This window comes from Brachyspira innocens ATCC 29796, assembly GCF_000384655.1.
Taxonomy (GTDB): Bacteria; Spirochaetota; Brachyspiria; order Brachyspirales; family Brachyspiraceae; genus Brachyspira; species Brachyspira innocens.
Map to the genome: position 1 here is coordinate 1 of NZ_ARQI01000106.1, position 15536 is coordinate 15536.

A 15536-nucleotide genomic window follows, 5' to 3' on the forward strand; every position below is an offset into this window, starting at 1 on the left:
GCTTTATTTTTTTTAATATGTTTTAATTAAATCTTTTGAGTTTTCACTTCAAAAAGCACACCCGCCCAAAGCATTATTTAAATTTAAGGCTTTCCTAAACGCACGCAGAACGATTTTTTTTAATATAGTTTGATTAACAAATATAATTTATTTTATATATAAGGATTAGTTTAACGTGCGTTAATTTTTATAAAAATATTATCCATGCTATTGATTTTTTTTATTGTTATGCTATAATTTTAACACTTAAAAAACGCGGGCGTCGTATAATGGTTATTACCTTAGACTTCCAATCTAAAGATGACGGTTCGATTCCGTTCGCCCGCTCATAATTTGTTTTATTTCTTTAACTCTCTATTAGCAAATGATTTTTTATTACTCTCTTTTTTACAATATTTTTGGTTTTTAATTAGTTTTATATATTATTCACGGAGATTTATGTATGAGAAAAGGATTAATGTTTAAATTTTTAAGCATATTTTCTATATTTTTATTTATTGCTTTTTTTGCTTTTTATATATTCTATAAGCCTGTTTATAAGTCTAAATTTTTGAATGAAAAATATTTTCAGACCATAAATGCGAAAAATGAAACAGAAGGTTATATAAGAGAAATAAAAAATACTGTTAATCTAATAGTTAATAATTTGGAGGCTAATCCTGATTTAATAAGTTTCGGAAAGTTTATTACAAATGTAGAAAAATCTAATGACGGATATTTAAATATGTACTTTGGGGATACTGTTCCATATTCTGAAGGGGGCATATATATAAATACTTTAGAAGAATATTCCCGCACTTATAATCAGACTTCAAGACCTTGGTATATAGATGCACTTAAAACAAAAGATATAGTGATAAGCGATCCATATATAGATTTTGCAGTTAATGAGCTTACAGTTACATTCAGCAAGGCAATATATACAAATGGCAGTTTAAAAGGGGTATTTGCAATAGACTTTATAAATATGAATAAAATTATGGAGGATGTTAAGAAGCATTTTGACGGCAGTTTTTATATAGTATCAGAAAACGGTATATATATGACACATGAAAAAAGTGATTATGTCTTAAATGAAAATAATAATTTATTTAAAGACCCTATGTTTGCTGAGTTTAAAGGAAATCTTACTTCTCATATAGGCGAAATAAAAATAGAAGGCAATGAATGGTATGCTATAGAGAAAACAGATAATGCTCCTTGGATTTTGATATTCAAAGGTGATGCAAGTATAGTTCATAATCAGTTTAGACTTTTGATGCTTGCAGTATTTATTGTTATGATTCTTATACTTATTATAGAATGGCTTCTTGTAGGAAAAATAGTTAAGCCTTTAAAAAATACTATAAAAATAATAGATTTAATGAAAGACGGTAATTTTAATAGCGTATTTGACAAAAATGATTTGGCTTTGCAGGATGAGTCTGGGCATTTGGTCAATTCTGTTAATGATATGCAAAACAAAATATCTTCGATAGTTTCTGGTATAAAAATGCATATGTCTTCTATTAATAATTCAAGCAGTCAGATATCAAACGGCATAGATAATTTATCGGATAGAACTTCATCTCAGGCAGCAGCTATAGAAGAGGTAAGCGGTTCTATAGAAAGTTTATTTTCCTCAATATCAGATACTTCAAAACATACTAATAATGTAAAAGATATGAGCAATAAAGTAGCTGAAGAAACTAAAGCAGGAGTTGAAGCGGTAACTCAGATATCAACTAATATGCTTGATATATCAGAATCCAGCAAAGAGATATCAGATATTATTAAACTTATACAGTCAATAGCTTTTCAAACTAATATATTATCACTTAATGCAGCAGTAGAGGCAGCACGTGCTGGAGAGCAGGGTAAGGGATTTGCTGTTGTTGCTTCTGAAATACGTTCGCTTGCTCAGAATGTTAATGACGCTGATGGTAAGATTACTAATATAATAGAAAATACTGTAGCTAAAATAGAGACTGGAAATGAATCTGTAAAACATTCTCTTGATGTGCTTTTAAATATAGAAAACTCAGCAAAAGAAGTATCTGATGTACTTATAGATTTGCATAATGCAGTATCCGATGAAGAGGGAAGTGTTAAAGAGATTGCTCTTGCCATGAATGAATTAAATAAAATTACTCAGGAAAATGCCAATCTTGTGCATAACAGTGCTGTATTAGGTAGAGAAGTTGCTAATGGTACTGATAATGTTTATTCAGAACTTGAATATTTCAAACTTCATGCTTAAAAATTAATATAGGGGCTTTTTATATATTTCAAAGCCCCATAATAGTGTTTTATGTAATTTAAGAAATAATAACTTAAAGATTTTTATTTGTTAGGTTTGTATTAAAAAAATCTGCTAATTTATCAAAAGGGATTAAATCTGTTCTGTCATATAGATCAACATGATTAGCATTAGGTATTATGATTAACTCTTTTGGTTCTTTAGCTTTTTTATATGCATCTTCGCTGAAATATCTTGAATGAGCTTTTTCTCCTGCTATAAATAGTATAGGTCTTGGAGATATAATATCAATATTTTCCAAAGGATAATAATTCATCAAACTAATACTACTTATAACAGACATAGCAGTTGTAGCACGAGGGTGAAAACCTCTTTTTGTACGATAATAGCTGTAGAACTCTTTTAATATATCTGGAGAGTTTTCATCTATAGTTTCAGGAGTACCTATTTGAAATTGTTTTTCTCCGCCTTGATATTCATTCCATCTTTGCATGGAAGCTGTTTCAATCATTTTTTTTCTCTCTTCATCAGTTAAAGAATCATACATTCCGCTTCTGGCTACTCTTCCCATATCATACATACTTGCTGTAGCTATTGCTTTTATTCGGCTGTCAATTTTAGCAGCACTTAAAACAAAACTTCCGCTTCCGCATATTCCTATAGCTCCTATTTCTTCTCTGTCAACATAGTTTAATGAACCTATAAAATCTACTGCGGCACTAAAATCTTCTGCAAATGCCTCTGGTGAAGCTGTATAATGAGGAGAGCCTCCGCTTTCTCCATTATATGATGCATCAAATGCTATAGTAATAAAGCCTCTCTCTGCCATAGCCTGAGCATATACTCCTGCAGCCTGTTCTTTTACGGCACCATATGGACCTCCTATAACTAATGCCTTATATTTTTGATTGGTATTAATATCTATAGGTGTGTATAAGTCTGCTGATATATTTATACCTAGTCTGTTATAAAATGATACTTTTTTTACATTTACTTTATCGCTCTTTTTGAAAGTTTTATCCCATTGTAATGTATTGTTCTGTGCCATAATACTTCCTATAGGAAAAAGCATATATGCTGAAAATAATAAAGCTCTTTTTAAAAAATTTTTAAACATTATAATATCCTCCTTTTTAATTATTCATAGAATATAATAATTAATCAACTATAGCAAATATTTATTAATTATGAATATATATACTTTTTAGGTATTGATTAAAAATTGATAATTCTGTATTATGATAATTAGTACATAAGTAAAGGAGATTTAAATACATGGAGATAAGAGCTTTAAAATATTTTTTAACTACAGTAAGAGAGGGAAACATTACAAAGGCAGCAAAATATCTTAATTTAACACAGCCTAATTTATCACGTCAGATAAACATGCTAGAAAGAGATATAGGGCATAAATTATTTGAAAGAAAGCATAATAATATAGAGCTTACTCCAGAGGGTATTTTACTTAAAAAAAGAGCAGAAGAAATATTAAATATGATAGATAAAACAAGAGCTGAGTTCAATTTTACTGATGAATTAATAGCAGGAGATATATTTATAGGTGCGGGGGAGACTTGGGCTATTTCTTTACTTGCCTCTATTATGCGGGATATGCAAAAGGACTATCCACATATAAAATATAATATTTACAGCGGCAACTCTGAAGATATTACAGAGAAGCTAGACAAAGGATTATTAGATTTCGGAGTATTGATAGACCCTGCCGATTTGTCAAAATATGATTATTTAAAAATGCCTGCCAAAGATACTTGGGGTCTTATTATGAGAAGAGATTCAAAGCTCGCACAAAAAAAGTATATAGTAAAAAAGGATTTATATAATATTCCTTTAATAGTATCAAGACAGACTATTCAAAATGATATGCAGAATAATGATTTTTTAAAATGGTTGGGTGGTAGTTTCAGCGGTTTGGAGATAGCTGCTACTTATAATCTTATTTATAATGCCTTGATTATGGTACGCGAAGGTATGGGTTATGCTTTTGCTTTGGATAGGCTTATAGATAATATGAATAATGAATATATATGTTTTTTGCCTTTAAAGCCTAAATTGGAATCAGGGCTTAATGTTGTATGGAAGAAAAATCAGGAGTTTTCAAAGGCTTCAAAAATATTTTTAGAAAGAATGAATAAAAGCTTTTTATAATTTATTTATACACTTGTAAAAATCATGAATAACTTTACTCGCTTTTTTTAGATCCATATTATTTTTTATCAATATTTAACTTAATAATATTAATTCAAAAAATCATTGACTAATATATTATATAAAATATAATCTTATATAAATATATAAATAAAAAAATCATAGGACATTATTATGAAGCGTAAATTATTATTAATACTCTCTTTTGCCTTAATGATATTTGTTTTATCATGCGGCAAAAATAAAACTGATGAAGGAGCAATATATATCAATGTTGGTCCAGAACCAAAAACCATAGATCCTGCTTTAAACTCTACAGTTGACGGCAGCATTTATATTCAGCATGCTTTTGAAGGACTAGCTACAAGAGATAAAGATAATAAAATAGTAGGGGGCGTTGCTGAAAGCTGGGATATAAGTGAAGACGGTTTAACTTATACATTTCATATAAGAGATAATGCCAAATGGTCAGACGGCAAAAAAGTAACAGCTGAAGATTTTGTTTATGCTTGGCAAAGAGCAGTAGATCCTGTAACAGCATGTGAATATGCTTATCAGTTGGAACCTGTATTAAATGCTATGGATATTAATTCCGGCAAAAAAGAAGTTTCTGAATTAGGAGTAAAAGCAATAGATGAAAATACTTTAGAGGTAAAATTAAATGCTCCTACAGCTTATTTTTTAGAGCTTGTTGCTTTTCCTACTTTCTATCCTATTAGAAAAGATATAATAGAAGAAAATGGCGATAACTGGACTTTATCTCCTGAAACTTATATAGGAAACGGTCATTTTGTAATGACTGAAAGAAGAACTGATGACAGATTAATAATGTCAAAAAATACTAATTACTGGAATGCATCAAGTATAGTTCCTGAAAAATTAGTGTTTATACTTATGCAAAACGGTACTGCAGCAGTTGCTGGTATAAAAGAAGGATCTATACATTTTGCTAATAATCCTCCGCTTCAGGATATTGAAAACTTAAAAAGCGAAGGCTTAATGCATATCTCACCATACTTAGGTACATATTATTATTGTCTTAATATCACAAATGAAGCATTAAAAGATGAAAGAGTACGTAAAGCATTAACACTAGCAATAGACAGAAACTATTTGACAGAGCAGGTAACAAGAGGTGGACAGCTTCCTGCAAGTGCTTGGGTACCTAGCGGAGTAAGTGATATTGATAATGCTGATTTTAGGGAAGTAGGAGGCGATTATTATAGTGTAAAATCTGAAGATTATCAGAAAAATCTTGAAGAGGCCAAAAAACTTATGGAAGAAGCAGGCTACACTAATGGAGAAGGTTTCCCAGTAATAGAGTTTAAATCCAATTCTGGAGAGCATATACAGATATTTGAAGCCGTACAGCAGATGTGGAAAGAAGGCTTGGGTATAGACTCTACCATATCACAGGAAGAATGGGCTACTTTCCAAGACACAAGACAGCATAAAAACTTTGTTATAGCTCGTCATGGCTGGATTGCTGATTATAATGATCCTATGAGCTTTTTGGGAGTATTCTTAAGCTACAGTGTTCAAAATAATGGAGGATATTCAAATAAGGCTTATGATGATAAATTAAAATTGGCTATGTCTACTATAGATCAGAATATAAGAATGAAAGCTATGCATGAAGCTGAAGATATACTTATGAATGATATGGCATTAATACCAATTTATTTTTATACTGATCCTATTATGATTAGTAAAAAATTATCAGGGGTTGTATTTGATCCTCTAGGTTCTCATAAGTTTTTCTATGCAAAGTTAGCTAAATAATTTTATTAATTTTTTAATACTTAAAAAGTAAAAAGAGCTTCTATATTGGAGGCTCTTTTTTATTATAAAATAATTTTTTGAACTTTTACAGCCTTTATGAAATACATAACATATATATGTGTGAGGGATAATTAATAGTTTTATATAATATAGACATTTATTAAAATTTGTCTTTTTTTAAAAAAATGTTATTATATAATATATGAATATTATGTATGGAGATTATTTTATGCTATTAAAAGAGAGAAATGGTGTTTATAAAGGAAAAGCTACAATTAAGAATTTCGTAAAATTGGATATAGATTTGGAGGCTATCATATCAGAACAAGGAGATATTACAGTTAATACATTAGCACCAATAGTAGGAAAATTAAGTCATAGCATATCTTTGGGTTCTGATTATGATAGAGATGATTATAATATGAAATTTAATGAAGATAATTTTTATATAAAGTTTAATTCTAACGAATCAATAGATATAGAACTTCCAAAAAATATAAGCGGCAGTTTAATAGTAACAAGAAATGTAACATTAAATAGAGTATAAGAGATTTATCAAAATAAAAAAAAGACACTGAAAAATATGAAGTGTCTTTTTTAGACCCCAAAAAATTAACCTTATAAGTCAAATTAAAGGAGATAATAATAAATATAATAAGGAAAAAATTAAGGGGATTGGGCCAGCAGGGACTTGAACCCCGGACCCGATGATTATGAGTCATCTGCTCTAACCGACTGAGCTACTGGCCCCTAAATTTTGTCATTAGATTTAAGTATTATACAAAAAACTCAAAAAATGTCAATACCTAAAAAACAAAAAATCATAATTTTATTATACATTTTCATTCCACTGAGTAATGGCATCATCATTAGATAACTCTTCAATAGACTTCTTATTAAAAGCAGGGTCTTTATGATCTTTTAATTTACTTACATAATGTTTAGTTAGCAAATATACTGGCTTATTAAGTATCACTATAACGATAATATTAAGCAAAGCCATAAATCCCATAAACATATCTCCTGCCCCCCATATAGTTTTAAAATCGGCAAGTGAACCTGCAAATACCATTATAACTGTCATAGCTCCAACTATTATATACGAAACTATACTGTCTTTCAAAGCAAAGGCTCCTGTTTTTATATAGAAGAAATTACCTAGTATAGAACTATAAGAGAAAAACAATATACATACTGTTATAAAATAAGAACCGAAACTTCCAAGATGCGATTCCATAGCATATTGAAATAAATTAATTCCTTCCATATCTTTTATTGCCTTCATAGCTTCTGGAGATAATAGAAGTATAAATCCAGATATAGAACATATTAATATAGTATCAGTAAATACTGAGAACATTTGTATAAGTCCTTGTTTGCAGGGGTGGGAAGAATGTGCTGCAGCTGCTGCATGAGGAGCACCTCCCATACCAGCCTCATTTGAAAACAAGCCTCTTTTTAATCCATTAGAAATTGTAGTACCTATAGCACCTCCGAAAAATGCACTTGGCTTAAATGCCTGAACAAAAATAGTTTGAAATACACTAGGCACTGAAGGCAAATTAGTAACAAATATATAAAGACCTATAAGTATATAAGGTATTGCCATTACAGGCACTATAAATACGCATGCATGAGTTATAGTATCTCTTCTTTTACTGAATAAAATTAATCCAGTTATAACTGTTAAAATTACAGCTGTAATTTTAACAGATATATTGTATTTTGATAAAGCACCCGATATAGTATTTGCCTGCATACCATTAAATGTAGTATAAGTGAATATCATACAAACAGCAAATACTCCTGCAAGTATAGGTTTTTTTAATTTACTTTTTATATAAAAAGAAGCCCCTCCTATAAACTTACCTTGAGAATCTTTTTCTTTATAGAGCTGAGCTAAAGTACTTTCTGTAAAAGCTAAACTTCCTCCAAGTATAGCCATTAGCCACATCCAAAATAATGCTCCAGGTCCTCCTGCAGAAACTGCCGCCATAACTCCAGTAATATTACCAGTTCCAACCCTTGAGGCTGTACTTATACAAAAACTAGCAAACCCAGAAACACCGTCCCCTTTTTCATGCGTGGAAAGTAAAAGTTTTAGAGCATGTATAGAATGCGAAATTTGTATTGCTCTTAATCTGAAAGTAAAAAATATAGAAACAACCAAAAATACAACAAGAAGCAAATAACCGTACATTACATTATTTACTGATGTGATTATATTATTAATAAGTCCCATTGTTTATCCCCATTATAGTATTTTTTTATTATATATCAAATACTTATAATGTGCAAATGGTAACATATATTATTTAAAGCTGTTTATTTTTTTTGATACTTCATTTCGCTTTTTCATGTATTTATCATATAATACTGGATTTGGACTTTCATTATTAATAATATAGAGATTATAATTTACAGCATCAAGAAGTTTATTATAATATATCTCTGAATTATATTTATCTCCCAAAGTGTCATATATTTGAGCAAGATTCTCTAAAGCTTCATCATCATTTTTATTTACATCAATAATTTTTTTCAAATATTCTATTACAAGATTGCCGTTTTTATTCATATCTCTTTTAAGCAAATATACAGCATCCTTTATAAGAGCTATATCTTTATCGTATATCTCTATAGCCATATTATAACTTCTTGCAGCATTATCATAATCATTTTTTAATATATAGGCATTTGCTAATTTCTTATAATAAATATAATTATTCTTTTTTGCCTCTATTGCCTTAATATAATTTTCTATACTTAACTCTATATCATCTGGTATAACATTAACTTTGTATCTGCTGTAATAATAATCTCCCAAAGCTGATAAATAATAATGATTATTTTTATCAAGTTTTTTATTCATATTATCAGTCATTATTTTAATATTATCTACTGCTGTTCTATCACTTTTTAATACTAAATAATCCAAATAATCTACATTAAAATAAATATTGTCTTTATAAAAATTAAAAAATACATCATAAATATTTTTGCTGTCTTCTGCTTCATATATCTTTTGAGAATAGTATCCTATTAAAGAAATATATTCATCTTCTTTAATATATACTTTACTATTATGTACAGAAGTATAATCGTATATATCTTTAAGCATTTGATTAATAGATTCAAATAATTTATCCTCTTTAGAATAAAGTCTTTTTTCAAGCCACATACCAGATTTAGTTTTATCAAAAATCACATAATTAAGTATAAACTCTTTTTTATATCTTAATATATCATAAGTTACAGAAACATCAGCATTGTTTATCAAAGTAAGTTCTTTAATTTTTGATTTTATTGATTTATAATCATCATCTTTTATATTATTATTAGGCACTATATCAAAATCAGAATACAAAAATATATTCTTCTTTACAAGATCATTTACAGCATAAAGTGTATAATTATTAGAGTAAGAAGTTTCAAATATAATAATTCTTTTCTCTGCTGAAGCGTATAAAACAATAATTAAGAATATAATAATAATTTTTTTTATCATTTAAAAAATATACAATATAAATATAAAAAAATCTATACTTGTATTTTATTTATGAACACTATATTATTAGAGAAAATTATATTAAAAAATTATAATAGGAGATTATATGATATTAGACGGAAGAGAACTATCAAAAAGCATAAAAGAAAACATTAAAAAAGATGTAGAAATGCTACCCAAAAAACCAAGAATAGACTTTCTATATTTTGATGATGATAAATCAAGCGAAGTATATTTTACAAGAGCCAAAAAGCAGGCGGAAAGTGTTGGAATGATAGGCTCTCTTCATAATCTGCCTGTAAATACCACAGAAGAAGATTTCCTTACTCTAATAGAATATTTAAATAAAGAAAAAGAAACAAGCGGAATAATGATACAAATGCCTCTGCCTAAACATATAAGCAAAAAGAAAGTGTATGAAACTATATCAGTAGAAAAAGATGCTGATGCTATATCTCATATTAATTTGGGAAGGATATTTATGGGAGAAAATGATTTAGCTCCTTGTACAGCTAAAAGTGCAATGGCCTTAATAGAGAAATCTGGTATAAATATAGAAGGGGCAAATGCTGTTGTAATAGGAAGAAGCGAGATAGTAGGAAAACCTTTAGCTCATTTACTTCTTCAAAAATCTGCTACTGTAACAATAGCTCATTCAAAAACTAAAAATTTAAAAGAGATTTGCAAAAATGCTGATATATTATGCGTATCAATAGGAAAATCAGAGTTTATTACTGGAGATTATATTAAAGAGGGTGCCGTTGTTATAGATATAGGAATTAATGTAATGGAAGACGGATCTTTAAAAGGAGATGTGAACTTTGAAGAGGCTTCAAAAATAGCTTCAAGTATTACACCTGTACCTAATGGTGTTGGAAGTGTAACTGTAGCAATGCTTTTAAGCAATGTACTTTATCTGCACAGAAAATATAATAATAAATAAAAAGACTATATAAAAAAAGAAAATGCTAAAATAATAAAATTTTAGCATTTTCAAGTAAAAAGATATAATATATGAGTTTATAAAAAATAATTATTCTGTTTTATTCAATTTATCAGCTTTAATATATACTGTTTCTCCTTGTCCTTGTATTGTAAGATCTAAATTATTTATAGAATCTCCTGAAACTGTCATAGACAATATATAAGTTTTTCCATCTTCTGTTTTAGTTAAGTTATAATTGCCATTTTCTTTTCTTGCATTTTCAAATAATATTATTCTTGGTATATACAATTCAACAATATTTTCATCTTCATATATATCAGCATATATTTCAATATCTTCAGGATGCGTAATAATACCTTTAGTATTTATAGTATGTTTTGCGGCACCTTTATATACAGTAGCTTTGTCATCATTTTCATGAGTTTTTGTATCTGAATTTTCTGCACTGTTACCATTATCACTAGAAGTACCTGTATTATTATTTTTTGAATCATCTGAAGATGATGTATCTTTTGTTTCAGTGTCACTGCTATTATTTCCTGAAACATTAACTGGGTTTGCTGGATTATTTTTTGTACATGACACAGCAAATATTATTATGATTAATATTAAAAATATTTTTGTTTTCATTTTTGTTTCCTTAAATATATATTATTGTTTTTTAGTCAAACTGTTAGAATGGAAATAATAATTTTCATTTTTATGTCCCTGTACAGTAATAGTGTAAGTAACTGAAGCTGTATTTCCATTGATTGTCATATCTAAAGTATGTCTTTCTAAATCTTTATACTTTTCCAAATTATATTTATTATCTTGTTTAGTTATATCAAATCTAAAATATTTTGATGATCTGTATACCTCTATACAATCATCATAAATTTCTATTCTGATATTTTCTTTATCTAGAAATTGTATACCATCTATTGAATATTCGCCTTCTCCATCAAATACTGATATAGGATCTTTTATGTACATTTCTTCTACATCTTCACTAATATCAGATGTCTTTGTATCACCTGTATTTTTTGTACTGCCTAAATCTGATGAAGCTGCTGTATTATCCTTTGTTTCTAAATTGCCTTCATTTCCTGTTATATTATTTTCTTGACCATTGTTTGAAACATTCACTGGATTCACTGGATTATTTTTTGTACATGACACAGCAAATATTATTATAATTAATATTAAAAATATTTTTGTTTTCATTTTTTATTTCCTTATGCTTTTTTATTACAAATTAAATATAATATTTTTATACAAAAAGACAAACATTGATAATATATATAAATCATAATATTTTTTATATAACTTTACCTAAATATCACAATAAGAAATAATTACAAATATTTTTTTACAGAATATATATATCAATGAAATATAAAAATAAATTAGCTTTACAGATACAAAAAAATAAAATTATTATGTAAAATATTTTTTAAAATAAAAAATTCTAATTTTTTTTATTTATTTTTAATAAAAATAAATAAAAAAATTATCTGGCATACATCTGACTATTTCTTGCTTTATATCTATTCATAAGTTTATAAACCTCATCAGGATTTAAAGCCTGTTCAACATTAATAGTAACATTCCAAATATCGCCTTTAGAAAAACTTTGTTCCTGAAATTGTGCATTACTTTGAACTTGTATTTTACCAGATTTGTTTGTTACAATCTCTGCCCCCATCTCTCCTACTATTGCAGAACCTCCATCTGGAATAATATAACCTGTTGTACCAAATGCAAACTGCGGGGCCTCTGGAGGATTAGATTTCACACTGTCTAAAGCATTAGCTGATGATACTATACCAGAAGCTGCAGAAATAGCAGACGATATTGCAGTAGCCGATATTACAAGCCCTGCTGCAAAACCGACAGGTCCTCCCTGAGCAAATGAAGCAGCAACTCCCAAAGCAGATTGTGCTATAGCAAGAGACGGTATTAAAACTGCATCAGCTATAGCTTTGGCTTTTTCCATTTCTGCTAGTTTTACATTATTATCCCACTCAGCATATGCTTTATTATACTCTGCCTGTGCAAGCTGTTTTTCAAGCAATTCTCTTTGAACTTGTATTTCTTTTTCTTTCTGTAAATCTTCTTTTTCTTTATCCTGTTTTTTCTTTAACTCTTCCTGCTTTATGCGTATAGCTTCAGCACTCATAGCATCTTTACTTTCAATAGCTAGTTCAAGTTCTTCATCAAGCCTTGATAAATAGTTTTCATAATCCTCATCATCTTGAGTTTTTTTATTTTCTCTTAACTCTTTTTGATAATCATCAAATTCCTGTAATTTATTTTTAGCTTCTTCTATTGCCTCATCATAAGAGCTTAAATCATAATGAAAAAAATCTGAAAAACTAGCACTTAAATCCTTATATATACTTGATATGCTTGAGAGAGAATCTTTTATTTCACTAGAAAAACTTTTTATATCAGCTTTATTTATACTATTATCAAGTGAGTTTATAGAAGTTTCTATATTATCTATAGAAGTTTTTGCTTCTGCTGCTGAACTTGAAAACTCATTAAAAGAATCCTTTGAAGCATTAAAAAATAAAGAAGTTTCATATGCTGAATTTATTTTCTTTATACTTTCTTCTATATTCTGTAACTCTTTATTTGTACTTACAAAATTATTATTCATACTTTTAAACCTTTATATAAAAAACTCAATAATAGACTTGTTTCAAAATAATTTTATAAAAATATAAATTAAAAACTTATAATCATTACAAATATAATTTTGAAACAAGTACAAATATAAAACAAATAAATCTAATTAGAAACTTTCAAAGCCTTATCTATTAAAATTTTAAATCTAAAAATAGCATAATTAAGACCTAATCTCAAATAATCATCTTCATCATAACGGCAATATACAAATCTTCCGCTTATTATCTGATACCAAGCCTCAAGTATTATTTTGTTCCAAAACAAAGAAGCCGTATACAAACTTATAAGAGAATTATTAAAATAGCAAAAGTCATCATATTTTACTTCTCTATTGTTAAAAGCATAGTTTACAAGATTATCAATTTCTGTCTGCTCTATTATAGAAAATTGAGATAAATTACTAGCTACATAATTCTTCTCTCTAGTAAAAAACTTTTTATCACCTGTGCAAACTCATTAATATCTTTAGTACTCCATTCATCAAGAAGACTTACAGCAAGTGTTCCATTTATTCTAACATCAAGCCATTTAAAAATATCATCATCAATAATCTTCTCTTCTTTCTCTCTTACATATTTAATATTTTCATTAAAGCTAGGGCGATTAATAGATATTACATCATCACTTTTAAACTTACTTCCTAAAGTAGAGCGGCTGAACACTTTAACAGGTACAATATTTTCTCCGTCATCTTTATAAACAATTTCTTCTACAATATATCTATTAAAAAAATCAACGCATTTAAAATCTAACTTTTCCATTTATATACTCCTTAATTTTTTTCACTGATGGACTATTTCTAATTATAACACTTTATACTATAATTAAGTGTTTATACCTAAACAATTATAATTTGTAAAAACTAGTTTTTATGTTTTTATTATTTTCGGGGACTAGCCCCCGAACCCCCACTTCTTTTGTGACGCTGTCCGCCTTCGGTGTGCCACAAAGAATCAAAAAGGCTACATTTCAGTATAAATTTAGTAATTTATTCTACATGTAAAACATAAATTAGTACTATTTAGTATTATTTTTATACTTGCACTTTTTGGTTCTTTTTGCGGCGGGAAAAAGAACAATAAAAAATTGACAAACTTAAAAATTTTTAGTATATATTGATTTTATTAATATAAGGTTTATAATATTTTTATGAAAATGAAAATTATTATTTTATATAAAATTTAAATTATAAAATTACAGAATAATACGATAAATCTATAAAACTAATGGATAAATAATATGATGATAAATGAAAAATTAAGAAAAGATATATTAAACAGATTTAAAAATAAAAAAATAGCAGTTCTTCATGGCGGACAAAATGAAGAGAGAGAAGTTTCTTTAAGAAGCGGTAAGAATGTTTATAAAGCATTAACAAGTTTTGAAGAGCTTAAAGACAACTGCATACTTATAGATGTTCAAGACACTTATGATTTGGTAAAAACTCTTAAAGAAAATAATATAGAATACTGCTATAATATATTACATGGTACTTCTGGAGAGGACGGAACTATACAGGGACTTTTAGAAAGCCTTAATATAAAATATACAGGCGAAAATATTTTAGTTAGTGCCGTTTGTATGAATAAAGTTTATACAAAAAGAATATGGAAATCTTCAAATGTATCTACTGCCGATTTTGTACTTCTTAAAGATGTAAAAGATGTTAATAACAATTCTGCTGGCGGATTAAACTTCCCTATTATAATAAAGCCTATATCAAGCGGTTCCAGTGTAGGAGTATCTTTAATAAAAAATAAAGAAGAGTTTGATAATACCATAAAAAAAATAGAAGATATTAATAATTATTTTTTAGAGCCTTATATAAAAGGTAAAGAAATAACTGTAGGTTTGGTAAAAGAAGAAGATGATATTTATGTGTTTCCTATATTAGGTATTAATTCAAAAAATGAAATATATGATTATGACGCTAAATACACACCTGGTAAAACAGAATTAGAAGTTCCAGCCAAAATATCAAAAGAGCTTGAAGATAAAGTTGTAGAAACCTGCAAGAGAGCATATACAGTTTTAGGATGCGGCGGTCTTTCAAGAATAGATGCTATTATTGCTAATGATGAGGTTTATTTGATGGAAGTTAATACTCAAAGCGGTATGACTGATACTTCTGATGTACCTGCCATGGCAAAAAACTGCGGTATTGAATTTGCTGATCTTGCTTTATATATTTTAGGACTTCTTAAATAAAAATAAATTATGGG

General features: G+C 28.0%; 14 protein-coding genes and 2 tRNA genes. 7 read left to right on the forward strand and 9 right to left on the reverse strand.

Annotated elements, in window-relative coordinates:
- Positions 1–255 precede the first annotated feature (255 nt).
- Positions 256–327, forward strand: a tRNA-Gly gene (locus F811_RS0106605).
- 115 nt (positions 328–442) lie between these two features.
- Positions 443–2239, forward strand: coding sequence for a methyl-accepting chemotaxis protein (locus tag F811_RS0106610; RefSeq protein WP_020004485.1), 1797 nt, complete (start codon positions 443–445; stop codon positions 2237–2239).
- A 73-nt stretch (positions 2240–2312) separates the two neighbouring features.
- Here the strand turns inward: F811_RS0106610 and F811_RS0106615 are convergent, their stop codons facing one another.
- Entirely contained in the window at positions 2313–3356 is a 1044-nt protein-coding gene (locus tag F811_RS0106615) for an alpha/beta hydrolase (RefSeq protein WP_020004486.1), read from the reverse strand.
- A gap of 158 nt (positions 3357–3514) precedes the next feature.
- On the opposite strand from F811_RS0106615, the gene F811_RS0106620 reads away from it, so the two are divergent.
- The 3 genes from F811_RS0106620 to F811_RS0106630 all read left to right on the forward strand — a co-directional run bounded on the left by F811_RS0106620 (position 3515) and on the right by F811_RS0106630 (position 6734).
- Entirely contained in the window at positions 3515–4405 is an 891-nt protein-coding gene (locus F811_RS0106620; RefSeq protein ID WP_020004487.1) for a LysR family transcriptional regulator, read from the forward strand.
- Between the two features lie 174 nt (positions 4406–4579).
- A complete protein-coding gene (locus F811_RS0106625; RefSeq protein ID WP_020004488.1) occupies positions 4580–6187 on the forward strand; it encodes a peptide ABC transporter substrate-binding protein in 1608 nt (535 codons plus the stop codon).
- A 229-nt stretch (positions 6188–6416) separates the two neighbouring features.
- Positions 6417–6734 (forward strand): hypothetical protein, encoded by a 318-nt coding sequence (locus tag F811_RS0106630; protein ID WP_020004489.1) that lies wholly within the window; start codon positions 6417–6419, stop codon positions 6732–6734.
- A gap of 129 nt (positions 6735–6863) precedes the next feature.
- Here the strand turns inward: F811_RS0106630 and F811_RS0106635 are convergent.
- The 3 genes from F811_RS0106635 to F811_RS0106645 all read right to left on the reverse strand — a co-directional run bounded on the left by F811_RS0106635 (position 6864) and on the right by F811_RS0106645 (position 9695).
- Positions 6864–6937, reverse strand: a tRNA-Ile gene (locus F811_RS0106635).
- Positions 6938–7019: 82 nt separating this feature from the next.
- Complete coding sequence (locus tag F811_RS0106640; RefSeq protein WP_020004490.1) at positions 7020–8429, reverse strand: alanine/glycine:cation symporter family protein; 1410 nt, start codon at positions 8427–8429, stop codon at positions 7020–7022.
- A gap of 69 nt (positions 8430–8498) precedes the next feature.
- The gene (locus F811_RS0106645) at positions 8499–9695 is read right to left on the reverse strand and encodes a tetratricopeptide repeat protein (protein WP_020004491.1); all 1197 of its coding nucleotides are present in this window, start codon (positions 9693–9695) and stop codon (positions 8499–8501) included.
- A 106-nt stretch (positions 9696–9801) separates the two neighbouring features.
- On the opposite strand from F811_RS0106645, the gene F811_RS0106650 reads away from it, so the two are divergent.
- Entirely contained in the window at positions 9802–10638 is an 837-nt protein-coding gene (locus tag F811_RS0106650; protein ID WP_020004492.1) for a bifunctional 5,10-methylenetetrahydrofolate dehydrogenase/5,10-methenyltetrahydrofolate cyclohydrolase, read from the forward strand.
- Positions 10639–10728: 90 nt separating this feature from the next.
- On the opposite strand, the gene F811_RS0106655 is transcribed toward F811_RS0106650, so the two are convergent.
- The 5 genes from F811_RS0106655 to F811_RS0106675 all read right to left on the reverse strand — a co-directional run bounded on the left by F811_RS0106655 (position 10729) and on the right by F811_RS0106675 (position 14075).
- On the reverse strand, positions 10729–11271 hold the full coding sequence (locus F811_RS0106655) for a hypothetical protein (protein WP_020004493.1): 543 nt from the start codon (positions 11269–11271) through the stop codon (positions 10729–10731).
- Between the two features lie 21 nt (positions 11272–11292).
- Complete coding sequence (locus F811_RS0106660) at positions 11293–11847, reverse strand: hypothetical protein (protein WP_020004494.1); 555 nt, start codon at positions 11845–11847, stop codon at positions 11293–11295.
- A 286-nt stretch (positions 11848–12133) separates the two neighbouring features.
- Positions 12134–13285, reverse strand: coding sequence for a V-type ATP synthase subunit I domain-containing protein (locus tag F811_RS0106665; RefSeq protein WP_020004495.1), 1152 nt, complete (start codon positions 13283–13285; stop codon positions 12134–12136).
- Positions 13286–13416: 131 nt separating this feature from the next.
- Complete coding sequence (locus F811_RS16975) at positions 13417–13578, reverse strand: hypothetical protein (RefSeq protein ID WP_169337208.1); 162 nt, start codon at positions 13576–13578, stop codon at positions 13417–13419.
- Positions 13579–13718: 140 nt separating this feature from the next.
- Positions 13719–14075, reverse strand: a complete 357-nt coding sequence (locus F811_RS0106675) for a hypothetical protein (RefSeq protein ID WP_020004497.1) — start codon at positions 14073–14075, stop codon at positions 13719–13721.
- A 478-nt stretch (positions 14076–14553) separates the two neighbouring features.
- On the opposite strand from F811_RS0106675, the gene F811_RS0106680 reads away from it, so the two are divergent.
- Positions 14554–15522: a D-alanine--D-alanine ligase family protein gene (locus tag F811_RS0106680; protein ID WP_020004498.1), complete on the forward strand. Its 969-nt coding sequence runs from the start codon at positions 14554–14556 to the stop codon at positions 15520–15522.
- Positions 15523–15536 lie beyond the last annotated feature (14 nt).